General features: G+C 66.1%; 9 protein-coding genes and 1 riboswitch. Of the genes, 5 read left to right on the top strand and 4 right to left on the bottom strand.

Annotated features, from left to right (window positions below; translation table 11 throughout):
- Window positions 1–21 precede the first annotated feature (21 nt).
- A riboswitch (cobalamin riboswitch) is annotated at window positions 22–243 on the bottom strand.
- 41 nt (window positions 244–284) lie between these two features.
- Complete coding sequence (gene cobO / locus GGD66_RS19935) at window positions 285–920, top strand: cob(I)yrinic acid a,c-diamide adenosyltransferase (RefSeq protein ID WP_183258741.1); 636 nt, start codon at window positions 285–287, stop codon at window positions 918–920.
- 4 nt (window positions 921–924) lie between these two features.
- On the top strand, window positions 925–2,373 hold the full coding sequence (locus GGD66_RS19930; protein WP_183258740.1) for a cobyric acid synthase: 1,449 nt from the start codon (window positions 925–927) through the stop codon (window positions 2,371–2,373).
- On the opposite strand, the gene cobD is transcribed toward GGD66_RS19930, so the two are convergent.
- Together cobD and cbiB are read right to left on the bottom strand one after the other, a co-directional pair.
- Window positions 2,362–3,327 (bottom strand): threonine-phosphate decarboxylase CobD, encoded by a 966-nt coding sequence (cobD, locus tag GGD66_RS19925; protein ID WP_183258739.1) that lies wholly within the window; start codon window positions 3,325–3,327, stop codon window positions 2,362–2,364. The genes GGD66_RS19930 and cobD overlap by 12 nt on opposite strands.
- A gap of 11 nt (window positions 3,328–3,338) precedes the next feature.
- Complete coding sequence (gene cbiB / locus GGD66_RS19920) at window positions 3,339–4,280, bottom strand: adenosylcobinamide-phosphate synthase CbiB (RefSeq protein ID WP_183258738.1); 942 nt, start codon at window positions 4,278–4,280, stop codon at window positions 3,339–3,341.
- A 121-nt stretch (window positions 4,281–4,401) separates the two neighbouring features.
- On the opposite strand from cbiB, the gene cobU reads away from it, so the two are divergent.
- From cobU to bluB, 3 genes are read left to right on the top strand one after another with little or no spacing between them, the layout of a single operon-like run.
- Window positions 4,402–4,905: a bifunctional adenosylcobinamide kinase/adenosylcobinamide-phosphate guanylyltransferase gene (gene cobU / locus GGD66_RS19915; protein WP_183258737.1), complete on the top strand. Its 504-nt coding sequence runs from the start codon at window positions 4,402–4,404 to the stop codon at window positions 4,903–4,905.
- The gene (gene cobS / locus GGD66_RS19910) at window positions 4,902–5,684 is read left to right on the top strand and encodes an adenosylcobinamide-GDP ribazoletransferase (protein ID WP_018315951.1); all 783 of its coding nucleotides are present in this window, start codon (window positions 4,902–4,904) and stop codon (window positions 5,682–5,684) included. The genes cobU and cobS overlap by 4 nt, the downstream gene beginning before the upstream one ends.
- A gap of 4 nt (window positions 5,685–5,688) precedes the next feature.
- A complete protein-coding gene (gene bluB, locus GGD66_RS19905; RefSeq protein ID WP_183258736.1) occupies window positions 5,689–6,321 on the top strand; it encodes a 5,6-dimethylbenzimidazole synthase in 633 nt (210 codons plus the stop codon).
- Window positions 6,322–6,485: 164 nt separating this feature from the next.
- Here the strand turns inward: bluB and GGD66_RS19900 are convergent, their stop codons facing one another.
- Together GGD66_RS19900 and GGD66_RS19895 are read right to left on the bottom strand one after the other, a co-directional pair.
- Window positions 6,486–8,174 carry a ShlB/FhaC/HecB family hemolysin secretion/activation protein gene (locus tag GGD66_RS19900; protein ID WP_183258735.1) on the bottom strand — a complete coding sequence of 563 codons (1,689 nt, stop codon included), beginning with the start codon at window positions 8,172–8,174 and terminating at the stop codon, window positions 6,486–6,488.
- A gap of 11 nt (window positions 8,175–8,185) precedes the next feature.
- Window positions 8,186–25,165, bottom strand: coding sequence for a leukotoxin LktA family filamentous adhesin (locus tag GGD66_RS19895; protein WP_183258734.1), 16,980 nt, complete (start codon window positions 25,163–25,165; stop codon window positions 8,186–8,188).
- Between the last annotated feature and the right edge of the window lie 42 nt (window positions 25,166–25,207).

Genomic DNA, 25,207 nt, shown 5'->3' with positions numbered 1-25,207 from the left:
CGGAACACCCCGTCCGCCGGTCCAAAACTCGTCCGCGCTGGCAGGTCTCCCGGCTTGCGGAGCAGGGTTTTCCCCTTCGATCCCCGCCTTCCCGATTCCCTGAGGGAATCAGTGGCTTCGGACATCTCTCCGGTCACGGTCGCGGGGGCGGCTGCATTTTGGACCCAAATCTTGCCGATTCGGACCCTATCGCATTCCCTCTTCGCCTGTCATAGGACAGGAACCAACGCCGGGCCACCATTTGCCGGTGGCCGCCACTTGTCAAGCCGAAGGACCGGGACCCGATGACGCCTGAACCGGATACAAAAACGGCCGAAGAAACCGACGCCCGCCACGCCACGAAAATGGCGAAGAAGAAGGCCGCCCGCGACAAGATCATGGCGACCAAGAGCGGCGAAAAGGGCCTCATCATCGTCCACACCGGGGCCGGCAAGGGCAAGTCCTCGTCGGCCTTCGGCATGATCGTCCGCTGCGTCGCGCACGGCTTTCCCTGCGCGGTCGTGCAATTCATCAAGGGCGCCTGGGATACCGGCGAGCGGCGCCTGCTCACCGGCCATTTCGGCGACCTCTGCCAGTTCCACGCCATGGGCGAAGGTTTTACGTGGGAGACGCAGGACCGCGCCCGCGACATCGCCGCCGCGCGCGCCGGCTGGGAGAAGGCCAAGGAGCTGATCCTCGATGAGAGCCTGCGCATGGTCGTGCTCGACGAGATCAACATCGCGCTGCGCTACGACTATCTCGACATCGCCGAGATCGTCGCGTTTCTGACCACCTCGAAGCCGCCGATGACGCATGTCGTCCTCACCGGCCGCAACGCCAAGGACGAGCTGATCGAGATCGCCGATCTCGTCACCGAGATGACGCTGGTGAAACATCCCTTCCGCTCCGGCATCAAGGCACAGGCCGGCGTCGAGTTCTGATTCGATGGCACGCGCGCTGATGATCCAGGGGGCCGGCTCGGACGTGGGCAAGTCGCTCATCGTCGCCGGTCTCGCGCGCGCCCTCACGCGGCGCGGCCTGCGCGTGCTCCCGTTCAAGCCGCAGAACATGTCGAACAATGCCGCCGTCACCGTTGATGGCGGCGAGATCGGCCGCGCACAAGCGTTGCAGGCCCTCGCCGCTGGCGTCGAACCGCACACCGACATGAACCCCGTGCTGCTCAAGCCCGAGACCGACATCGGCGCGCAGGTGATCGTCCACGGAAAGCGCATCGCGACCGCGCGTGCCCGCGACTATGCCGCGATGAAGCCCTCACTGATGGGCGCGGTGCTGGAGAGCTTTGAGCGGCTGAAGGCGCGGGCCGATCTGGTGCTGGTGGAAGGCGCCGGCAGTCCGGCCGAGGTCAATTTGCGCAAGGCCGACATCGCCAATATGGGCTTTGCGCGCAAGGCGGGCGTGCCGGTCGTGCTGGTCGGCGACATCGACCGCGGCGGCGTCATCGCCCAGCTGGTCGGGATCAAGACGGTGATCGACCCCGACGATGCCGCGATGATCCAGGGTTTTGTGATCAACAAGTTCCGCGGCGATCCCTCGCTGTTCGACGACGGCTACAGGCTGATCGAACAAAGAACGGCCTGGCTCGGCTTCGGCGTGCTGCCCTGGTTCGCGCGCGCCGGCGAGCTGCCGGCCGAGGACGCGCTCGGCCTCAGCGACGCGCGCAAGCCGGGCCAGTGCAAGATCGCCTGCCTGGCGCTGTCGCGGATCGCCAACTTCGACGATCTCGATCCGCTCAAGCTCGAGCCGGGCGTCGACCTCGTGATGGTGCGCCCGGGCGAGCCGATCCCGGGCGATGTCCGCCTCGTCATCATCCCTGGCTCGAAATCCACCCGCGGCGATCTCGCCTTCCTGCGCGCGCAAGGCTGGGACATCGATCTGCTCGCGCATCACCGCAGGGGCGGCCATGTGCTCGGTCTCTGCGGCGGCTATCAGATGCTCGGACGCAGCGTCGCCGATCCTGACGGCATCGAAGGCACTGCAGGCGACACGCCGGGCCTCGGGCTGCTGGACGTGGACACGGTGATGAGTCCGCAGAAGACGCTGACGCGTGTCGCGGCCGTGCATGCCGACACGGACCAGCCAATCCAGGCGTACGAAATCCACATCGGCCGCACTGACGGGCCGGACCGCGCGCGCCCGTTTGCGAAGCTGAACGGCGAGCCAGAAGGCGCGATCTCGCGCGATGGCCGCGTGCAGGGCAGCTATCTGCACGGCCTGTTCACGTCGGATGATTTCCGCAAGGCCTATCTGGCCAGGCTCGACATTCCCGCAGGTGGCGAGCCCTATCAAGCCAGGGTCGAAAGCGCGCTCGATGCGCTGGCCGATCACATCGAAAAGCATCTCGACGTGGAAGGACTGCTCGCGCTAGCGCGCTAGCACCTCGGCAAGCCGCGTCCATTCGGCTTCGCTGCCCGGAAGCCCGAGGCGCAGCCATGTCGGCCTTTGTGCAAAGACGCGCGACCAGATCTGGCTTCGTGCCAATCTCTCTTGCGCGGCGAGCGCGCCGGGCGTCTCGTAGAGACGGAACAGCGGCGTCCCCCCAAGCAGCATCCAGCCTTGCGCGTGCGCGATGGCATCGAGGCGAACACAGTCCCGGGCGAGTCGCGCTGACGTGGCCTCGGCCCAGGCGTCGTCACGCAACGCGCGACAGCCGATCGCGATCGCCGCTCCCGAAACCGGCCATGGACCCGACATCGACGCAAGCTTGCCTATGTCGGCGGCATTGCCGATCGCGAAGCCGAGCCGCAGGCCGGCAAGACCATAGAACTTTCCGAACGAGCGCAGGATCAGCAGTCCCGGCCGACCGGCTTCCGATGCAAGTGACAGCAGCGGAACGGCGTCGACAAAGCTCTCGTCGACGACGAGGCGGCCGACGCGCGGCAGCAGTGCGAGCAGATCCTTCGGTGCATGATGCTGACCGCCGGGATTGTTGGGATTGACGACGATGGCGAGATCCGCGCCTGCCAGCGCGTCGAGCTCGCTGGCCTCCTGGACATCCCAGCCTGCGGCCGACAGAACCCCTGCGTACTCGTTATAGGTCGGCGCGAGAATGCGCGCGCGGCCGGTCGGCACCAGTTGCGGCAGCAATTGAATGGCAGCCTGCGCGCCGCCCATCGCAACGATCGGTGCGCTGGTGCGATAGGCCTGCTGCGCCGCCTGATGCAGGGCGTTGAGGTCGGATCGCGAAGGCAGTGCGTTCCAATAGCGCGGATCGATCTCGGCCACGGGGTAAGGCAGCCGGTTGATTCCTGTCGACAGGTCAATCCAGTCTTCCGCGCGCCCGCCAAAATGCTGCTGTGCCAGATCCAGATTTCCACCGTGCTCGCGCATGCCCCGTTCTTTCACGCGAAGGCCAGGATCGCAAGGGTGCCAGCGAGCAGCACCATGGCGCGGCGGTAGACCGTCAGTGCCTCGGCGATATCAGCGGCGCGCGGATCGCGTGCGCCTTCGTTGAGCCAGGGCTCGTCGGTCGCGCTGCCGTGATAAATGCGAGGGCCGCTGAGCCGGACGCCGAGCGCGCCGGCCATGGCCGCTTCCGGCCAGCCGGCATTGGGCGAGCGGTGACGGCGTGCATCGCGCGTCATGCATGACAGCGCCTCCGATCGCCGCGGTGCCAGCAGCACGAACAGACATCCGGTCAGCCGCGCCGGAATGAAATTGGCGACATCGTCGATGCGCGCCGCCGCCCAGCCGAAGGCCTCGTGCCGTTCACTGCGATGGCCGATCATGGAGTCCAGTGTGTTGATCGCCTTGTAGCCGATGATGCCCGGCAGCCCGAGCAGCGCGCCCCAAAACACCGGCGCCACGATGCCGTCGGAGGCATTCTCCGCAAGGCTCTCGATCGCCGCGCGCGCGATCCCGGCTTCATCGAGCGCTGCGGGATCACGGCCGACGATGCGCGAGACTGCCTCGCGCGCGGCGGTGATGTCACCGGCCATCAGAGGATTCGCGACGGCGGCGACGTGGTCATGTAGCGAGCGCGAAGCGACCAAGGGCCAGGCCAGGATGCCGATCAGCACGATCTGGATCCAACCCGAGGAAAGCAAGGCCTGAAGCCTCCAGCCGAATGCGACGGAGAGCGCAATCACCAGAAGCGCGCCAGCGACACCAGCCGCGCGGCGAAATGCCGGCGGATCGGACGAGCGGTTCCAGGTGATGTCGATGGCACCGATCAGCCGACCCAACCAGGTCACGGGATGACCGATCCGCGCGAACAGCCACGACGGCCAGCCCAGGAGGGCATCCACCGCCATCGCCACCACCATCGCGCCCGCAAAGCCCACACACGCCTCCTGTCCCGCCCCTGTTGCGCAAAGCAAGTCCCAAGCGCAAGCCCCTACCCGCCTGATTTCGGCTTTGTCTTTGGCCGCGTTTGGTGATTAGTCAGGCCCACAGGAGACCTTTATGGCCGTCATCTTGATCACCGGCGGAGCGCGATCGGGCAAGAGCAAGCGTGCGGAAACGCGCACGCGCGCTTTTCCCGGGCAGCCCGTCTATGTCGCGACGGCCGAGGCACTCGATACCGAAATGGAGGCGCGCATCGCAAAGCACCGCGCGCGCCGCGGAACCGACTGGATCGAGCGCGAAGTGCCGCTCGATCTCGTGCCCGCGCTGATCGCAAGCGATGGCGGCGGCGCACGGCTGGTGGACTGCCTGACACTGTGGCTTTCCAACCTGATGCATGCGGAACGCGACTGGGAGCGTGAAGTGACCGAACTCGCGGCCGCCCTGCCCCGCCTGAAAAGCCCGGTCGTCCTCGTCACCAACGAGGTCGGTCTCGGTATCGTCCCCGACAACGCGCTGGCGCGCAGCTATCGTGACGCCGCCGGCATCATGAACCAGATCATCGCCGAAGCCGCCGACGAGGTCGAGTTCGTCGTCGCCGGTTTGCCCATGAAATTGAAATGATGCCGCGCGCCGAGCTCTTCAAGGACGTCGTCGCCGATCTCAGGATGGCAGCGTCGTTCGTCACGATCCTTCCCGTCGCATCGTCGAAGCCTGCAGGCGACGGCGCCGTCGCGCGCGCGACCTGGGCACTACCCGTCGCGGGACTGCTGGTCGGCCTTGCCGGCGCTTTCGTGTACAAGGTGGCCATCCGCTTCGGACTGACGCCGAACATTGCTGCCCTGCTTGCACTCGCGACGACCGCCCTCATCACCGGCGCGCTGCACGAAGACGGTCTCGCCGACACCGCCGACGGGCTCGGCGGCGGTCGCACGCGCGAGCGCAAGCTCGAGATCATGCGTGACAGTCGGATCGGGACCTACGGCGTCTGCGCGCTGATTGTGTCGTTCGGCCTGCGCTGGAGCGCACTCGCAGCGATCGCCGATCCCTTGCTGGTTGCATTTGCACTGTTGTCAGCGCATGCCGCCGCCCGCGCCGGCGTGCCGGCCTTCATGTCATTGGTACCGCCAGCGCGGCCTGACGGGCTGTCGGCGAGCGCGGGACCGCCGCCGGGCCGCAGCATCGCCGTCGCCTTCGCTCTTGGAACGCTCGCGCTCGCTCTCGCGTTGGGGCCGGGCAAGGCGCTGGTCGGCCTGATCCTGCTGTCGCTCGCCGGCCTGTTGCTGGCGCGGCTTGCCGTGCGCCAGATCGGCGGGCAGACCGGCGACATCCTCGGTGCCTTCGAGCAGATCGGCGAGATCCTCATTCTGCTGGTCGCGGCATCCTTCCGGATGGGAGGCTGATCTCATGGTCGAGTTCGACGACACCTTCCGTCAGCACTTGCGCGAGCTGTTCGTGTGGCGCCGCGACGTCCGCCGCTTTCGAGCTGACCCGCTGCCGGCCGGCGCCATCGATCGCCTGATCGAGACCGCTTGTCTCTCGCCTTCGGTCGGCCTGAGCCAGCCCTGGCGCTTCGTCACCGTCGATGATGTTGCACGACGTCGCGCCATCATCGACGATTTCACGGCGTGCAACGCCGACGCGCTGAACTGCTATTCCGGCGAACGTGCGGCCCGCTACGCCACGCTGAAATTGTCGGGCCTCGAACAGGCCCCCGGCCACCTCGCCGTGTTCGCCGACAAGGCCAGCGACATCGGCCACGGCCTAGGCCGCGCGACCATGCCGGAAACGACCGAGTATTCCGTGGTCGCTGCCATCACCGCGATGTGGCTCGCCGCACGCGCAGAGAGCATCGGCATCGGCTGGATCTCGATCCTCAATCCGAATCGTATCCACGCCGTTCTCGACGTGCCCGATACCTGGAAGTTCATCGCCTATCTCTGCATCGGCTATCCGGAAGTCGAATGCGACCAGCCCGAGCTGGAGCAGGCGAAATGGGAGCACCGGCGCGGCGCGGATGAGTTTACGTTGCGGCGTTGAGCGGATCGCGCTCCCAGCTCGCCAGTCAGATATCGGCAGTCGATCCATCCTCCGTCATTACGAGCGAAGCGAAGCAATCCAGAATCTTTCCGCGAAAAGACCCTGGATTGCTTCGTCGCAAGGGCTCCTCGCAATGACGGCGGAGAGAGCGGCACATCCTTCCGCTACGACCTGCTCCTGCCGGCCACCGCCGCCACAGGCGCGGGTGGCTCCGGCTTCTGGAACATCAGCAGCGGCCGGAAGATGACGCGGCCATAGGCCTCGTAATGGTTCTGGGTCGAGACCGCCATCTTCAGCGGCGTCGCGTAATTCGCCTCGAACGTCATGAACGACGCATAAGTCCAGGAGAAGCCGACGCCGACAGAGGCCATTTCGGTGACGCCGGGGAAGGTCGAATACACCGCACCCCAGTCGGTGAAGACGTAGGTGTCGAAACCCCTCAGCCATTGCGACCAGTTGTAATGCAGTTCGGCGTTGAGATAATAGCCGCTGTCGCCGGAGGCCGCATTGGAGGGATAACCGCGTACGGTGGTGGGGCCGCCGATCGAGAAGATCTGATCGCCCGGCAGCAGCTTCTCCTGCGTGTACTGCCAGCTCGCCAGCACATTGGCGCTGAAGTTCTGGGGCCCTGCAGCGCTCGTCGCGATCAGCGAGCCGGTATAGGTGTTGAACGCGCGGTTGTTGCCGAGCACATAGTCATGCCACGCGATGTAGTTCACTGCCGGCGAGACCGTGATCGAATAGGTGTTGCCGGACTTGGTCACCGAGATTCCGGCCGTGGTCTTGTCGTAGTGGTCGTCGGTGACGGCGACCGTGGCAAAGCGGCTGACGGTCTTGCCCTCGGTCAAGGCGGCGTTGAGCAGCACCAGCCAGTCCTGCGTCACCCAGACCGGCTGGCTGAAATTGACAGCGGCCTGGCTCGAGCGGCCGGTGACGTCGAGCGCGACGAACGGTCCCTGGACGATCTTGATCTTGCCTTCGGTATAGCTGACGCCGGCGCGGCCGCCCCAGGGATTGACTGGGATGCTGTAGGCGACGTTGCCGTTGAGATTGCCGTCGGAACGGACGCCGTAGAAGGTCAGGCGGTCGTCGACGCCGAACAGGCCGTGGCGCTTGTAGAAGGCACCACCTTCCCAACGCCCCGTGTTCTCGGAACCCTGGTTGTCGGTGAAGAGCTGCAAGGTGTCGACCGGCGGCTCGATCACCGCGAATTGGAGGTCGGTGAGGCCGAAGCTCGTGCCGGGCTGCAGCAGCGCCTTGATCTGGACGTCGTTGGTCCGGTTGAACCAGATCACGTCGCGGTTGAGCTTTGGAACGTCGAGGACCTCGCCTTCGGGCTCCTTCACGCGATCGAGGATGTAGTCGGTGCGGGTCTGCTTGTTGCCCTCGACCGTCGTCTTCTGCAGCCGGCCTTCGGTCAGCTTGACGCGGACGACGCCGCCCTTGGCGTCCTGCTCGGGCAGGGTCGCGATGCCCGTGACGATGCCGCGCGCGGCATAGACCGCATTGATGTCGGCAACGAGCTGCAACAGCGAGGCGATGTCGACGTCCTTGCCGACATACTTCTTCGCGATCTCATCCAGCTCCGCCGGCGTGATGAACTTGGACTCGTCGAACGTGACCTTGCGCAGGCGAAATTTCGGCCCGCCCGGCTTCAGGAGCTGGGACTTTTCCCGCTCGGCGCCGATCACCGCCGGCCCGGTGAGCTTGGGCGGCGCGCTCTGCTGTTCGAGCTGCCGCCGCTGCCGGTCGACGTCGTTCTGGATCACGCCGGGATTGATCGACTGGGCGCGCGCAGACGCGATGCAGCAAGCTGCAAGCCCGATCCCCAACGATGCCCCCAGAATCCGCATCCCGAATCCAATTACCATGCCTGTGCGAGACGGCCAACGGCCGGCTTCGCCGATTCAACCGCCGCATCCTTCCAGCCCGGACGTCCCGCACGCTGCCCCTTCTGGCGCAGCTTGCGCATGTCGCTGAGCCCTTCGATGTTGACGGCGGGGCCGGACCCGACGGCCTCGACCGGCCGTGGCGTCAGCAGCGCATCGAGCCGTGCCTGACCGGAGAGACCGAGCAGGTAGAACGTCCCCCCATCCTTCTTCGCCAGCCAGGTCTCGATGCTCTCTTTGCCCTCGCCGTCGACCGAGATGTTGCGCGCCATGCTGGCGCCGGTGAAGACATTGCAGCAGGTGTGGGTCGGGCCGTAATTGGTGACGGTCGCCGAGACGTCCCCGGTGTAGAACACCACATAGGCGTTGCTGATATTGGCGTTGCCGTTCTGGCTCATCGTGAACACGCCGCCCGGCTGGTAGAGCTGGAGCGTCGGCCAATTGGACGGCGCCGGCGTACGGTTGTTCAGGAGTATCTGCTGGGTCGCCGTGGTGAGCATGAGCTGGCCCGGCACGTAGCCGTTCAGGATCGAGACAGCCGGCGCATCGGTCCAGAAGGTTGCGTCCACCACCCTGAACTGGTTGACGATGATGTGGTCGGGGTCGATCGAGATGTTGGCGGACTTCGCGACGCCGCCGTTGTAGCCGGTGACGTTCAGGATCAGCGGGACCGCCGGGTTCGAACGAATCTGCTCGCCCTTGACGTTGATGGTATCAGCCGCGAGGTCGAGCTCCCGCACGACGCTGACCCAGTTGATCGTCAAATCACCCGACGAGGTCATCTTGACGATGTCGCCGCTGATCCGGTCAAGCGAGACCGGTCCGACCACATCGAAATGCGTATCGCCGTGCGCGGAGATCGATCCGCCGCGGAGCGAGCCGGTGTCGGACTTGATGTTGAGATCGCCGGCATCGCCCGGAATCCCCGTCGTGGTGAGTTGGCTGAAGACGACGTCGTTCACGGCATGCAGGGTCTGCGTGCCGCCGCTGATGGCGGTGCCGACGGTGATCCCTCCGGTCGTCGCGGTGACGTCGAGCGTGCCGCCAACGTTGAGATTATCCCAATGAACGACCGTGCCGCTGAGGACTGCGTTCCCGGTCGCGGCCGTGAGGTTATGGCCGGTGTTGGTACCCGCCGCGATCAGCCTCGCCGAGCCGTGGGCCGAGACCGAGCCGAGTGTCGGCACGCCGCCTGACATCACCGTCTGCGCGAGGATGAAACCGTTGTCCGCGGTGACGTTGATGCTGCCGGCATCACCGTTGATGCCCGTCGCCGTCAACGCGTTGAAGCTGACGTTGTCGTGGGCGCGGATGGTCTGCGTGCCGCCACTCTGCGCGGTCTGGAAGGTGATGCTGCCCTGGCTCGCCGTCGCGCCCAGCGTCGTCCCGACGTTGAGCGTGTTCCAGTTGATCGGGCCGCTATTAGCCGTCAGCAGGCCCGAGCCGGTCGTGGCGGCGAGCGTGTTGCCGGTGATGGTCGTGGCGGCGAGCAAGCTCGCCGAGCCGTGGGCCGAGACCGAGCCGAGCGTGGTCACGCCGCCCGAGGTCACGGTCTGCGCCAGGATGAAGCCGGTGTCGGCGGTGACGTTGATGTTGCCGGCATCGCCATTGATCCCCGTCGCCGTCAGCGCGTTGAACGTCACGTTGTCGCGTGCGCGGAGGGTCTGCGTGCCCCCGCTCTGCGCGGTCTGGAAGGTGATGCTGCCCTGCCCCGCGGTCGCGCCCAGGCTGGTGCCGGCATTGAGGACGTTCCAGCTGATCGGGCCGCCATTGGCGGTCAGCAGTCCGGAGCCGGTGGTGGCGGCGAACGTGTTGCCGGTGATGGTCGTGGCGGCCAGCAGGCTCGCCGAGCCATGGGCCGAGACCGAGCCGAGCGTGGTCACACCGCCCGAAACCACGGTCTGCGCCAGGATGAAGCCGGTATCGGCGGTGACGTCGATGTTGCCGGCATCGCCGCTGTTGCCGCTGGTCGCGAGCGACTTGAACGTCACGTTCTGGCTGGCATGAACCGTCTGCGAACCGCTGCTGTCGGCGGTGCCGATGACGATGCTGCCGTTGTTCGTGACGGCGCGGAAAGATCCGCTCGCGCCGGCCGCTGTGCCCGCCAGCACCTGGGCCAGCGTCAGCTCGCCGGTGCCGATGATGTCCACGCTGCCCTTCGCCGCGGACAATAGGCTCGCCTCGGCGTCGGTGAGGACCTTGACGTAGATGTCGCCGGCGCTTGCGCTCGCCGACAGGCGGGTGGCGCTGAGGACGAGCCGGTTCGCCGCGCTGCCGATGCCGTTCGACCCGCTCAGCGACACTTCGGCGCCCGCGCCGGAGGCGACAAACTTGGTCTGGCCGTCGCCATTGTCGATGATCGCGCCGAGCGAGGCGACGCCGCCGGCGGTGACGACGATCGAGGGCGCGTTGGAGGCCGCCGCATAGGACAGCGACGAATTCAGCTGGCCGATCGTCGCGTCGCCCGTGGTGGTCACCGAGATCAAGCCGGGAGCGTTGATGGCGGAATAGGCCCCCATCGACAGCGTCGCGGCAACCAGCGTCACTCCGCCCGTGTTGCTGGTGGCAAGCACCGGCGCCGCGCTGGTGCCGCCTGCGAAGGTCATGCCGCGATTGGCGAGCAGCTGCATCAGGCCGTCGCTGGTGATGCTGCTATTGATGGTCAGCGCGCCGCGCGCCACGTCCAGCGTCATCGCGCCGCCGGCCGTCAGGTCCCCATAGGCGCCGCTCCGGCCGATCGCGAGATCGCCCGTCACCGCGAGGATGCTGAGATCGCCGACCGCCGAGCCGGTCACAGCGCCCGAGATGTTCACCTGCAGCGGCTGGAAGGCCGAGCCATTGAAGCCGATCTTGCCGCCGGCGCGCAGATCGAGGTCCGTGCCGAGGATGTGAATCGCGCTCCGGTCGGTGAAATCGGCTTCGGCGTAGATGCTGCCGGTTGCGGCGAGCTGGATGGCATTGCCGGCGGCGATGTTGCCGAGGATGAGATCGCCGGTGGTCTGCTTCACATAGATGCCCTGCGCCGACGAGACCTGGTCGAGCTGGTCGTTGGCGGGATCGGCAAAGGCGATCTGGATCGCGTTCGGATTGCCAACGGGATTGGCGGTTCCCGAGGGAGCGCCGACATTGCCGCGCTCGGCGATCAGGGTCAGGTTGGCGATATCGCCCGAGATCACGGCGCCGCCCACATTGGCGGTGATGCTGTTGACGGCGTCGAGCTTGACGTCGCCGCGGCCGGTCACCTGGATGCCGTTGGCCTGCGCGGCCGCGATCGGGCCGTAATTCGCGGTGACGCCGCCGAGCGAAAGGCTGTTCTTGCTGCCGAGATAGACGTTGGTCAGCGCCTTCGCCGAGATCGCGATCGGATTGTCGACGACGACGAGGTTCTGCTGCGACAGGCTGACCGTATAGGTCGTGACATGGCTGGTCGGATCGGTGACCGCGCCGACGGTGAGCTGGCCGGGACCGGCGGTCGCCAGCAATCCTCTCTGCTCCGGCGTCAGCGAGGACGCATCGACGCTGGTGAAGGTGAACGTCTGGGGGGCCGCGGAATTGCCGACCGAGCCGCGCGGCGCGTAGAGCATGATCTGGTTGGCGCTGACATTGGCGACGACGTTCTCGTCGATCGGCGGCGGCGCCGCGCCGATCGAGGACGACGAGACGGTGTAGGCCAGCTGGCTCTGCGTCCACTGCGCACCCGCGGTGATGATGCCATAGACCCGCTCGGTCGATGCCAGCGTGTAGCTGTAGCTCGCATTGTACGTGTTCAGCGCGGTCTGCAGCGCGGTGTTGGTCGGCATGCGCTGGTTGGCGGTCGAGACGCCGTCGAACAGCTTCGTGAGCAACGTCGTCGACAGCGAGCTGCCGAACAGCGTGCCCAGCGGATCCGAAGGTGCGGTGCCGAGCAGGCTCGTCAGCGAGGTCTTGAGCTCGTCGGTGGTGATCTTGCCGAGCAGGAACTGATCCCGCAGGAACCGCGTCGTGGCCTCGGTCTTCATCTGCGCCGTCGTGACGTTCGCGGGGTCGATGCCGAGCTTGGCCGCCACCTGCGCCCGCAGCACCGTCTGCCCCACCGAGGTCGGGGCGTAGGTGCTGCCGTTCGGGAAGGCAATGTTCTTGAGCTGGAAATAGTCGTTGTAGGCTGACGTCACCATCGACTGATAGCTGTTGACGGCATTCGTGGCGGCGTTGCCGCTGAGCAGGTCGAGGCTGGCCCAGACGTCCTGCAGATGCTGGCTCTGCGCCTGGGTGAGACCGACTGACGCCCGGCCGTTGAGGATGCTGGCCTGGTTGCCGTCGGAGCCGGCAGCCTCCAGGAACACCGGACCGCCGGTCGACTGGATCGTGCCGAGCCGCAGATCACCCTTGGACTGGATGATGTAGGTACCGGTGGCCGAGGCACTGTCGAGCACGCCGCCATCGACGGCGCCGCCCGCCTGCATCGTCCCCGTCGCCTGGATCACCAGCGGATTGATGTTGGTCAGGGTGGACGCGCCGTTGACGACGGCGCTCCTCGCGCCGATCGCACCGGAGGTGGAGTTGATCTCGATGTTCTTGCCGATCACGACGGGTGTCGCGACGTTGTAGGCGGCGGCCGAGTTGATGTCGCCGGTCGCCGAGAGGAAGACGCTGCCCTGCGGCGTGGCGCCCGCCGAATTCACCTTCACCTGGTTGATCGACAGCGCGCCGACGGCCGAGATCGCGATGTCGCGGTCGATCGAGCTGGCGGTCAGGCTGCCGCCATAGAGCTGCACCTGGACGGGAGCCTTGGTGGTGCCGAGCGTGCCGATGCCGCCGTCACCCCGGAGCGAGACGCTCGTGCCCGAGATCACCGGGTTATTGGCATTGGCGCCGACCGTGATCGACGAGTTGACGCCGGTGGCGGCCAGCGTCGTCGTTCCCTGCTGGTTGTTGATCGACCCGTTGATGACGATGCCGGAGGTCGAATTGACCACGACGTCGCTGCTGCTGCCACCGGTGAACTTGATGTTGATCGGGTTCGACGCCTTGACCGTGTTGGTCAGGGTGAGCGTCAAATGATCATAGATCGCCTGGTACCAGTTGAACTGGGCGTCCGCGCCGCAGCACTTATCGGGGTGGGTGTTGAGCGGATTGATGTTGCCTTGCGCGTCTACCCCGTCCGCCCAGTGATAGCTGCCGGTGGCGGTGGTGACCTTCTGGTAGTTGCTGGCCTGCGTGCCCGAAACCAGGCTGATCGAGCGGGTCCAGTTCTCCCCGGTGGTCTGATTGGGCGTGAAGCGCCAGCCGTAGTCGAACTGCGTGCTGTTGGTCGGCCGATCCACTGTGGCGGTGTCGACCCACTGATAGAGCATGTTCGCCTGCGTCGCGTACTGGATACCTGCCGTACCAGTCCGGGCTGTCAGCATCGACGGATCGATCGCGGCCGCGGTGACGCTGTTGGCCTCATACTTCGAGACCTGCTGGTTGCTCGCCGCCTTGGGATCGTAGACCCACCACGTCGTTTTCCCTTTCAGCTGGTCGACGATCTCGACCACGCTTTGGGCGGTGGCGGTGGTATTGATGGCGTTGGTGACGAGCGCAAGCCCGCTGGTGTTGTTGACCGTGACCGTGCCGGCGCCGCCCTTGATCTCGATGTTTCCCTGGGTCTGGGTGCTGTCGGTCGAGGTCGAGATGATCTTGCCGTTCAGATAGACGTAGCCGCCGGCGCCCTGCGCCACGCCGTTCAGGATGAGCTGGTCGGTCAGAGCGTTGTACCTGACCCCGATCTTGGCGTCGCCGCCGGCCGACGCCGTCACGGAGCCCGAGATGTCGTAATAGACGCCGTTGCGCGCATTGGCCTGGGCCGCGGCAAAGTCCGCGCCGCCGTTGCGGTTCTTGAGGCCGTTGCTGCCATAGATGGCATCGTACGCCGCGGCGCCGATGTTGACCGAGTAATTGCTGCTGGATCCGGCCTGGATGGTGCCGTTGATGTTGATCACCGACGCCGAGATGATCACCGCCTGTCCGGTGATCGTCCGGGTGGACGTCGCGGTGGCCGGCGTATCCGCGGTCTTCGCCGTGATCGCATCCGGCTGGATGTTGATGACCTGGAAGAAGGCCGAGCAGCCCGCGCAGTTGAACGGCGTCTTGTACGGACCGCTGTCCGCGTAGACGTTCCGCCCGTCATAGGTCGTTTTCTCCCACGGCGCAGTCGAGATGACCTGACTGGTCGGCCCCTCGATCTGCTGGAGCGTGCTGACGCTCGGCACGCTGCCGGCGTTGGCGTTGCCGTTGCCGGGCGCGCCCTGGCCCATCGGCAGGAAGATCGACGAATAGAGCGAGGTGCCGTCGTAGAACGTCATCAGCATGCGCGCCGTGAAGATCGTGCTGGCGTCGGCGTTGCCGACCGGTGCATAGATGCCGCTACTGCCGCTGGCGCAGCAGTAATAGAAATATGGGTGATCCCCTCCCGAGCCGATATGCGGAGAGCTCGCGTAATCGCCATAGGCGCCGAGATAGGTCGCCGCCGTCATCACTGCCGTCAGCGCGTCTTCGGGCCTGTCTTCAGTGGTGGCCCATTGCGAGGTGACCGCGCTGCCGCTGTCGTAGAAGCTGCCGATGCCGCCGAGGAAGGTGAAGGTGCCCTTGGGCACGACGATCTGAACGGTCGCGGCGCTGAGCGACTGCGATGCGACCACGCTGCCGAGATTGTTGATGATCTTGAGCAGACCGTTTGCGTTATTGACGGCCCCGTTGAAATAGATGTCCGGCGTGCGGGTCAGCACGTTGCCGTTCTGGTCGATGCCCTGGCCGCTGTCGGGATCGAGGCGGTTGTAGGTGGCCGAGACGTCGATGGTCGGCGTGGCGCTCGGCATCGCGGTGAAGGTCACGTTGGAATGCGAGTCCGGGTCGACATGGTCGGTCTGGCGATAGGTGATGTTGCCTCCGCTCACATCCGTGACCGTGAGGTTGCCGAGGCTCATGAAGTCGAGGCCCTTGTTCTCGATCTTGATCAAGGGCGAGCTGCGGGCGATCACCGCCGGCGCGGCCGGATTCGTGCCGCTGTTTCCGGTCAGCTTCTGCGCGAGGATCGAGACGTTACCTGCCGATACCAGGATGTCGCCGAACGCGAAGGCGTTGCCGGGCGCGTCGGAGGTGAATGGCGCCTGCTTGATCAGGGTGTCGATCTGGCGCTGCACGTCGCCGGTCGGATCGGTGCCGGACGGCGACATGGTGGCGGGGTTCGTCGCCGTCGCCGCCGCGAGCTGGGAGCGAACCTGGGTTTCGCTCAGGCCGGTCAGCGTCACCAGCTGGTTGACCACGAGCTGGTAGGGATTGAAGTTGCCGACGATGGTGTACTGGACCGTCTGGTGGTTCCAGCTCATCGTCGGGTTGAAGTGATTGACGTCGGCGACGGATTCGAGCGTCAGCGCGGAGTACGGGCTGGTCGTGCTCAGGGTCGGCGTGGTCGCGCCGAGGTCGATCGTGAGGGTCACGTCGTTGTTGATGCCCGCCACAACCAGGCCATTGAGCGCGACGTCGCCAGTTCCGCTGGTGTGGCTGTGGTTGTCGCTGTTCTTGGCGCTGAAGATGTCCAGATACGGGTTGTAGTTGCTGCCATTGCCGGCGGCCGTGACCTGCCCCTGCGTGGCCCCGAGATAAATGTCGCGCGCGCCGAGCACGCTCGAGGTGGGCGCGAGCGTCAGGCTCGTGGTGTCGTCGGCATTGGCGGTGCCGCGGTAGAGCGTCGAGATCGGAATGGCGGTGTTGTTGTAGACGACCGTCGTTGCCGTCGCCTGCACGCTGCTGAAGACGAGGCCATCGCCGGACAGGCCCGCATACATGGTGATGTCGCGCCAGGCCACGATCTTCGCGCCGTCGCCGACATTGACGGACTGGTTGGCGTGGACCCAGCTGTTGGTGCTGGCGCCAACACCTGCGATCGCGCCGTAGAGGCTGGCATTGGCATTGTTGGCAGCCGCCATCTTCGCGGCCGTGCCGACATAGATCTTGCCGGCACTGAACAGCTCGCGGGCGTTGATGTTGACCGCCAGCGTGGCATTCGCCGTCATGTTGGATTCGGCGCCGCCGCCGGCGAAGAAGCTGGCCGTGGCGAGGCTCGCCGTGTCGTTGGTGTTCAGCGTGTTGTAGGCCTCGATGTTGATCACCGCGGTCGAGGTCCTGGGATCGTCGTTGAGGCTCAGCACCGTGCCGGCGCCGATATTGGTGGTAACGGTCTGGGTGACGGTCGACGTGCTGAGCGCGGCCGCTCCCGAGAACGAGCCGCCGGAGCCTGAACGCGCACCGCCGCCGGCCTGATTGACGATGTCGTTGGCGATAACGACCATGTCGCCGGCCGCCGAGTTGATGATCAGATGCGTCCCGACTTCCGCCGTGGTGGTGGAATCGACGTCATTCCTTGTCTTGCCGGCGGACACGCCGGCCGTGGAGGCCTGATAGGCGTCGCCGCTCGCGAGGTAATTCGTGGTGTGCTTGGCATCGATGCGGAAGCCTCCGAAATAGAGCGTGTCGTCCGTCGAGCCGCCATCGAACTGCGCATTGGTTACCGCGGTCGAGCCGGTGGTGGCGACCGCCGCCGCGCCGGCATAGGTGCCGCCCGCGCCGACCTTCGCGTTGGAGACGTTGGTGTCCGTGCCGGTGGCCTTGATCCAGAGGACGCCCGTGTAATTGCCGTGACTGAGGACGTCCATGTCCGCTGGCGCACCCAGATAGGCATAAGTGTGCGCGCTGGACGAGGTCTGCGCGACGGTAGCGCCGAGCGCGAGGAAGCCGCTCGAAAGGCCGGTTGCCTCGGCGTATTGGGCACTGTCGTTTTCAGCTTCGATGGTCACGTTCGCGTTGGGCAGCCTGATCCCCGTTCCGCCATAGGCATTGACGGTCGCGTTCTGCGAGGCCTTGGCGTAGCTGCCCTGCGCGCCGATCAGCGAGCCGCCGCCGCCGGCGAGCGCCTTGGCCCAGGTCGTCGTCCCGCTGGTCGGAACCAGCGCCTTGGCGCTCACGTCGAGCGCGCCGCCCGAGAAGCTGACGGCGTCGCCGACATCGGCGGTCACCGTGGCCCCGACCGTCGACTGGGCGATGGCGACGCCGACGGCACCGCCGCCGACGGAAACGCCGATCGCCTCGCTCGACAGGTTGGGCGCGATCGCCGCTGCCACCAGCGTGCCGATCCCGGTCGCGGACGTCGTGATCGAGGCGCTGGCGCCGATCTCGGCCAGCACCGAGGAGTTCTCGGTGGCCTCCGCATCCGCACCTGTACCGGCGATAATGCCGCCACCGAGGGCGGTTGCCGTTGTGCTCAAGGTGCCTGCGCCGGCTGCGCCAATCAGCAATTGCGAGGTGTTGATGGTGGCGCCGTCAAGAACCCGCGCTGCGACCGAGCTGTGCCGGCTTGCCGTCGCCACCGAAGCGCCGACGGCCGCGGCACCCGCGGAGACGCCGCCCGTGAAGACCACCTGGGTCGTGGAATCCTGCGCCATGACGGCAGCACCGGTCCCGCCGGTGCCGTTAACATTGCCGCCGAGCAGCGCCGTGACGGTGTTGGTGACATTGCCGACCGCCACGGCGGCCTGGGCGCCGAAGTAGAGAGCTGCCCCGCCGGCGATCGCCTCGGTGTCGATGGTCTTGCCGCTATAGGGACCGGTGTTGGCGTCCTGGACGACCGCGGCGACGGAGATTGACGGCGCCACGACAGCCAAAGGCGTATCCGCGGCGACCAGCACGCCGGAGCCGTTGCGTCCGTAATCACTGAGATTGGCGAGCACGGTGCTGTTGACGCTGGTGTAGCCGATGCCGGCACCAATGCCGACATTCTTGGCAAAGCCCGCGCCGAGCAGATACATCTTGGCTGCGTTGGCGCTGGTGGCCGAAACGTTGACTTGCGTGCCCGCGACATTGCCGCCCGCAATCTGCGCGACCACGACGTCGCTGCCGCCGCTCAGCACATTGCTGACGTCGTAGGTCGAGCTGACATTGGCACTGTTCGGATTGCCGGCGGTGCCGCTCGCGACGGCGCCACTGCCATGCGTGGTGCTGGTGCCGCTGTTCACGGACGCGATGGTGCCGCTGCCGCCCTGATTAAGCTGGCCGGTCTGTTGGCCCTGGGTGTCGGCGTCGGCGGTGTTGGTGCCGATGATGATGACGCCGACGGTCGCGCCGATGCCGACGCTGCCGCCGATGCCGGCGGTGACCGCGTAGGACAGCACCTCCTTGGTGCTGAGCGCATTGACGTTGATCGCGCCTGACGAGTTCAGATTGCTGTTCCAGCTCTCGGCAACGGTCCGGCTCTTGAACACGATGACGTTTGCGGCTGCGCCGACGCCGACGCCTCCCCCGCTGGCGCCGACCGCGAGCGCACCCGCGATCTCCTTGATCGCCACGTCCTCGTTCGCGTTGATCGTCACCGCGCCGGCTGTGCCGCCCGTCACCCCTTGCAGCGTGGTGTCATAGACGCCAGCGATGGTGGTGTTGTTGGCGACCTCGATGTTCGCCATGCCCGCGATCGCAGCCGTGCCGGTCGAGAGCGCGCCGCCGATCGCATAGGCCTCGAAACGGTTCTTGGTCTTGGCCTCGACGTCGAGCGCGCCGCTCAAATTGAGCGCGGTGGTGTGTGCGGCGCTGTTGCCTTGATAGTGGAACTCGTCGCCGACATAGGCCAGAGTCCGGTTCGAGGAGACCTGGACCAGGAACGCCGCGCCGATCGCGGCCTGGCTGCCATAGGCGCCCGAGCCGTTCGCGGAGAAAATACCGGTGTTGTTGGTGGCGTTCACCGTCAGTGACGCGGCCGTCAGCGCGCCGCCGTCGACATAGGCTTCCGTGGTCGCCTGGAAGACGTTCAGCCCGACCGAGCCGGTGTTGAAGCCGACGGCGATCGACGAGGCATCCTGCTCGGCATTGGCCTTCACGGTGACGGCGCCGACGGTCGCGCTCGACGACTGCACGCCGCCGACCGTGGCATTGGTGATATAGGCCAAGGTCTCGCGTGACATCGTCGTCGAGATGATCGTCGCGCCACCGCCGCCGCTGCTGCCGTAGGCGATGCCGGCACCGAACGCGCCGGAATAGGAGAAACTGGACGCGGCGACCTCGATCTGCGGCGCCAGCGTCGACGAGGCCAGGCGCGTGTCAATGGCCGCGCTATCGATATAGGCCCTCGTTGCTCCGCTCATCACGTTGGTGATGGGATTGATCATGATGGCGATGCTGGAGCTCGCAGCAAGCGAGGCGACGTTAGTCACGACCGCCTGGTGCGAGCTCGCGACCACGGCAAGGCCGCGCACGGTGTCCTGGTTCTCGGAGAGGTCGGGCGTGGTGTCGGTCGGCGCGTGGGCGGTGCCGAGATCGAACGCGTGGACGAGCGTGCCGTTGTTGACCGAAAGCGTATCGGACGAACTGGTTCCGAGCGCATCGACCTTGGTGTTCGCCCCGCTGATATAGGCCGCGGTGGTTCCCGTGATCTGGTTGGTCACCAGCGAACCTGCGCCGCCGGCCGCCCCCTTGCTGATCGACAAGGCGCCGGCGAACACGGCGGCCTTGTCGTTGTTGCCGGCGATCACGCCGACATTGTTGGCGGCGGTGACGTCGGCACCGTTGATGCCGTTGATACCGGCAGCGGTGATGCTGGCCGTGACGTTGGTCCCCATCAGATTAGTGGCGACCGAGCCGGCCAGCCCGACCTGCGAGGACATCGCAATACCGACGGCGACGGTCGAGATGCTGGCATTCGAGTTCGCATTGACCCCGACATTGCCCGAGGCGGTCAGCTTCGAGCCGGTGACGCCGGCACTGACATTATTGGCGATGCTGCTGTAGACCAGCGCGAGGCCCGCGGCGCTGCCTTGCGTCGAGGCGCCGGCGATCGCGGCGGTTCCGGTGATGCTGGAATTGTCGGTCGCGTTGACGGAAATGTTCTTGGCCGTGACGCTCGACTGCGTCGTGCTGGACAAATTGTTTCCGATCGCCGCCGAGACGGTGTTGGCGATCGAGCTGATCGTCGTGCCGCCGACGCCCGCAAACTGTCCGGTCGCAAGACCGAAGCCAATCGTGACCGCCTGGATCTTGGAGGAATCGACGGCGCTCACGCTGACAGTGCCGTTACTGCCGGCCGTCATCAGGACGTTGGCGATAGAGGCCGAATGCGTGGTGGCGATCGTGTTGTAGACAATGGAGGCGCCGACATTGTTCTTGCCGGCCTGGATCAGGCCCGCGACGGAGACGATGCTGGCGCCCGGACCGTTCCCCGTGCCGTCGTTGAGCGCGGCCGCGCTGAAGTCGATGCAGTTCTGCCCGCCCGTGCCGCCGGCGACCGTGCAGGTGTCGGTGGCGAGATGATTGTTGTTCGACTTCTTGACGAGATTGCCGAGCGCAGTGTCCAGCGCCGACACCGCGCCGCTGTCCGCCAGCACCGTCACGCGGCCGACATTGATGCTCACCGTCGAGCCGCTGTTGATATAGGCCGTCGTGGTGGGCGTGATCTCGCTGACGACGACCGCGCCGGCAAGACCGTTGGACGCCGCCCCGCCCGAAGCCGCGCCGGCCGCAATCACGCTGGCGCTGTCGGCCAGCACCAGCAGCGAGTCGTAGTTCGAGATCGAGGTGCTGCGGATATGCGCGTCGGTCGCGTTGCCGCCGGTGGGATCGCCGATCGACGCATAGGTCAGCCCGATGCCGACGCCGGCCTGGCCGCCCGAGATATAGAGCGAGCCGCCGCCGATCGCGATGTTCGTGGTCTGATAGGCGTCCACCTCGAGCGCGCGGTTGACGCCGCTCGCCTGCCCCGTGATCGTCGAGCTCTCGATATAGGCGTTGGCGCTGTCCGTGATGATGCCGACGGACGCCGACAGCGACGCCGCATTGGATTTCGATCCCGCCACGCCGATGGCGACGATGGTCTCCGAGCCGCCATTGAGCGCCTGCACCGTCACCGAACTCTGGTTGTTCAGGGTGGTGCCGTAGATGTAGGCGAGCGTCGCGTTGTTCGACATCGCCGCCGCGATCGCGCCGCCGATTGCGGCGCCCTGGGCGGATGCCCCGGCCAGATTGAGCGCCGCCGAACCGGAACCACTATTGAGCATGGTGTCGTTCAGTGCCTGAACGATCGTGTTGGTCGTGACGGTGCCCGCCGTCGTGTACTTGTTGACCGTCGTGTTCCTGATATAGGCGCTGGTGCCGAGCGCGACGTCGCCGATCGCCGAACTGCCGGCGAGATCGATACTGAAGCCGTCAGTGCTCGATCCCGAGGTCGAGCCGATCTTGCTCGCGGCCGTCGCCACGCCGGCGGCCCCGCCGGTCGCACCTGCACCGGCGGCTCCCGCCTTGTCCGAGAAACTGGAGGCCTGCGGCTCGGAGATCGAAGCCGCGACCGCGGCGGTAGTGATGCGTCCGGAGGTGGTCGCGCTGAGCGTGAGATTGTCGACGTTGACGGCGCCGCTGCCGCCGCGATTGCCGGCGAATGGATCATCGGCGCTGAAGGGACCGGGCCGGATATCGGAATGATTGTCGCCGATATAGGCCGACGTGTCGGTGTTCGCACCGAGATAGGCGACCGCCAACCCGACTGCCGAACCGCCGCTGGTGTTCCGGCTCATTGCGCCGGCCAGCGTGATGACCGATAGGTCCTGCTGCGCCAGGATTCCGACCGTCGGAGCGTACACGGTTGCCTGGCTCGATATCGACGCATGGGTCGTGTTGTTGAGGAAACCGAGCGCGGTGATGCCGTTGAGCGCCAGTGCGCCCGCAGCCTTGCCGGACGTCGGGGCGACGGCAATGAACTGATCAGCGGTGATGGCGTTGACGGCGATATCGTCCGCCGCTCGCACCGTTGCGCCGTCCGAAATGCCGGCGATGGTCTTGGTGTTGAACTGAACGAGATTGAGCGCGCCGCCGACCGCGGAGCCGCCCGACGTGTTGCCGGACAGGAAGCCGAGCGTACCGACATTGCCTGCCGCGTCGATCGACGCCATGGTCGTCGTCGCTGCGACCTGCAGGCTGGCGTTGTAGGTGTGGACGTCGCCATTATCCATGCCCACCGACCAGCCGGTGCCGCTGCCGCAAGCCGCGGCCGCGCAGGTCGTGGTCAGGTTCGCACCGCCCGCGACCCAGGCCGTCGTGTTGTTGTTCACGACGAAATGGTTCAACGAGCCGGCGATGCCGATGGTATCGCCGGCATCCGCAGTGGCGTTGGCGTAACTGGTTAGAATGTTGCCGCCGACACCGAGATTGCCGTTCAGGTGGCTCAGCACGGCGCCCAGGCCGTCCCATTTCAGCCAGGAGTTGGTGATCGGCATCTCGGTGGTGGCATCGACAGCGATATTCGCCGCGTTGATCAGCGTTCCGCCGCCGATATAGGCGTTCGAATTATGCGTGAAATTGCCCCAGGCGACGGCCGCGCTGATCGCCGTGCTCTCACCCGACACCGGGTCCTTCGTGATCGCGCTGGACGTTGCATTGCTGCGAACGCCGCGATCGATGACGTTGCTGGCGACAGCGACGTTGCCGCTGGCATAGATGCTCGGCGCGCCGCCACTCGGATTCTGCGCGATCGCAGCGGTCGCGCTCTGGGCACTGTTGGCCAGCGACAGCGCGCCTGCGACCTTGAAATCGAAGCTTAGCGGCACCAGCGATCCCATGTGGTCCCTGATGATCGACGTCGGCGAGGTGACGGAGCGCAGTCCTCGTTCGATCGCCGCAATCAGCGCGGGCAGACCGGCGATGGACGAAGCCATCGTGGAATTGCTTGTGGTGTCGGACGTCGCTTCGACCAGAACGGAGCCGTTCATCCGGTTGTTGACGTCGGTTCCGAGCGATGCGCCGAGCGTTGCGGTCGCAGACGTCGTGATGTCGCTAATGGCGAACGCCCCGCCGACGGCGCCGCTCGCGCCCGTCCCGGGCGCCGCTACCGACGTTGCGCTGGTCGAGAACGAGTTGTTGTTGATCGCGCGCACCTTCAGGGTGCTGCCGCTCGTATTCACCAGACCCGCCGCAAGATGCGCGCCCGTCTCGACATTGGCGGTCGTCGTCACCGAGCCCTTCGAATAGGCCACCGTCGGGACGATCTGCGCGCTCGTCGATGCCGCGAGGGCGGAGACGGCAATGGTCGCATCGTTGAGCGCCTTGATCTCGAGGTTGCCGCCGGCGTTGATCGTCGCGCCCGAGGCCACATTGGTCGTGACGTTGCCGTCGATCTTGCCGACGACCACACCGGCCGCGACCGGCGTGAGGCTGCCGAGCAAGGTGCTGGCGACCGCCGGATCCGACGCGGTCTCGGTGGCATGCGCGGAAATGGTGACATCGCCGCGACCGTTGATGTCGGCATGGCTGTTGATGTTGATGGTCGCCGTGGCGCTTGCCGCGACATAGCCGCCGTTGAGCCCGAGCAGCGAGGCGGCAAGTGTCGAGCCGACAAGGGCGAAATCACCGGCCACCGAACCGTTCAGGAAACTCGATACCGCCGTCGAGGTCGCGGAGATCGAGATGATGCCGCCGGTGATCTTGCCGTCGACCGTGATCGACGTCGCGGCGGTGGCTTGGCCGGACAGCTTGATGTCGCTCGCCGTTGCCGTCAGCGCGACGTTGCCGTCGGTGTAGCTGGTCCCACCGAAATTGACCGACTGCGCCAGGATCTGCGCACCATTCTTGATATCGATGTTCGGCGCGTCGATGATGATGTTGTTGGCGTTGCCGGTGGAATGGCCGGAGCCGTCGAGGCGGCGGGCATCGATCACTGCATGTGCGGCGAGTGTGATCGAATGATCGGCTTGGATGAGGTAGTTGGCACCGGCGCTGAGCCCGGCGAGCGCAGCCGCGATAGAGCTGTTCGACAGGGTCACGCCTGTGTCGCCCTGGGTGGCATCGCCGACCACCAGATCGATCGGATCGAACAGCAACGTGCCCGCCTTGCCGTTCGGCGCAGCAACGTTGACGGAAACGCCGCTGCCGACGTCGATGACGCCGTTGGCGCTGAAATCGACCAGGCCCGCGTTGCCGGCCTTGGCGCTGGCGTTGAACCTGGCCCCGCCCGCCACAGTCAGGTTCTGGGCCGCCTTCAGGCGGACCTCGCCGGCATCGCCGGTCTTGCTGGCGATGTTCAGCCTGGCGTTCTTGCCGATATCGATGTTGTTGCCCGCCTGCACCGTGATGTTGCTCGGCGTCGAGGTCTTGCTGTGCGCGGTCAGGCGGCCGTTGACGCGAGCGTTGTTGACGGCGCCGATATGGATCGAACCGTTGCTGACGGTGATCGAGCTGGCGCTGCGCAGGCCCTTGGAATTGACGGATGCCGCGAACTTTGCGGCGTGGTCGAGATTGGCAATGTCGCGCTGGGTCGCGCCGCCGACGAAGACGTTCTGCCCGGTCAGGCGCACGCCGTCCTGGGCATTGACGCGGCCGTAGATGCGGATATTGCCGTCGGGCGAGACCGGGAACGAGCCCGCCATGAGATTGCCGACCGCCGTGCCGTTGATCGCGCCGCCGGGACCGATCAGGCTGTCGGTGAACTCGCGCGTCGGGGTCGAGACGTTGAGGCTACCGACATTGACCACGCCGCTGCGGCCGACCACGAACCCCTTGGGGTCGGCGAAATAGACGTTACCGCCGATCGCACCGTTCATGTAGGAGTTCAGCGTGCCGTTGACGTAGACCGGCGCGTCGCGAACGATGTTGACGAGGTTTCGCGTCCCGGTCGGCAGTTGCAGGTTGACGGTGTTGCCCTGCCCGACGCTGAACTGCGAGAACGAGTTGAAGGCGTTGTTGCCCGAGACCGTCGACGTCGTGACGTTGGTGACGCTGCCGGAGGTCTGAAGGCTGGTCCCGGTCCGTCCATCGGGAACGATGACGTTCGCCGTCTGCGCCTGAAGGCGGACGCTGAACACCGGCAGGAAGACCATCTGCATCGCGCAGAGCAGCGACATCGAACGGAACCGCGCCAGCCGGCGCAGCGTCGTCCGCTCGTCATCGTTTCGCGCCGCAGATGGTCCGCGCATTTCAGATCCTCGTCATCGGCATTGGCGCCGATCCACAACCGG

This window comes from Bradyrhizobium sp. CIR48 (assembly GCF_014198315.1).
Classification (GTDB): Bacteria; Pseudomonadota; Alphaproteobacteria; order Rhizobiales; family Xanthobacteraceae; genus Bradyrhizobium.
Note: the sequence above shows the minus strand (reverse complement) of the source record. Positions and strands in the feature narration are given on the sequence as shown.

What these genes read in the sequence shown, in the direction of transcription:
- cobO (WP_183258741.1), top strand. Translation starts at nt 285, where the DNA reads ATGACGCCTGAACCGGATACAAAAACGGCCGAAGAAACCGACGCCCGC.
- GGD66_RS19930 (WP_183258740.1), top strand. Translation starts at nt 925, where the DNA reads ATGGCACGCGCGCTGATGATCCAGGGGGCCGGCTCGGACGTGGGCAAG.
- cobD (WP_183258739.1), bottom strand. Translation starts at nt 3,327, where the DNA reads ATGCGCGAGCACGGTGGAAATCTGGATCTGGCACAGCAGCATTTTGGC.
- cobU (WP_183258737.1), top strand. Translation starts at nt 4,402, where the DNA reads ATGGCCGTCATCTTGATCACCGGCGGAGCGCGATCGGGCAAGAGCAAG.
- cobS (WP_018315951.1), top strand. Translation starts at nt 4,902, where the DNA reads ATGATGCCGCGCGCCGAGCTCTTCAAGGACGTCGTCGCCGATCTCAGG.
- bluB (WP_183258736.1), top strand. Translation starts at nt 5,689, where the DNA reads ATGGTCGAGTTCGACGACACCTTCCGTCAGCACTTGCGCGAGCTGTTC.
- GGD66_RS19900 (WP_183258735.1), bottom strand. Translation starts at nt 8,174, where the DNA reads ATGCGGATTCTGGGGGCATCGTTGGGGATCGGGCTTGCAGCTTGCTGC.
- GGD66_RS19895 (WP_183258734.1), bottom strand. Translation starts at nt 25,165, where the DNA reads ATGCGCGGACCATCTGCGGCGCGAAACGATGACGAGCGGACGACGCTG.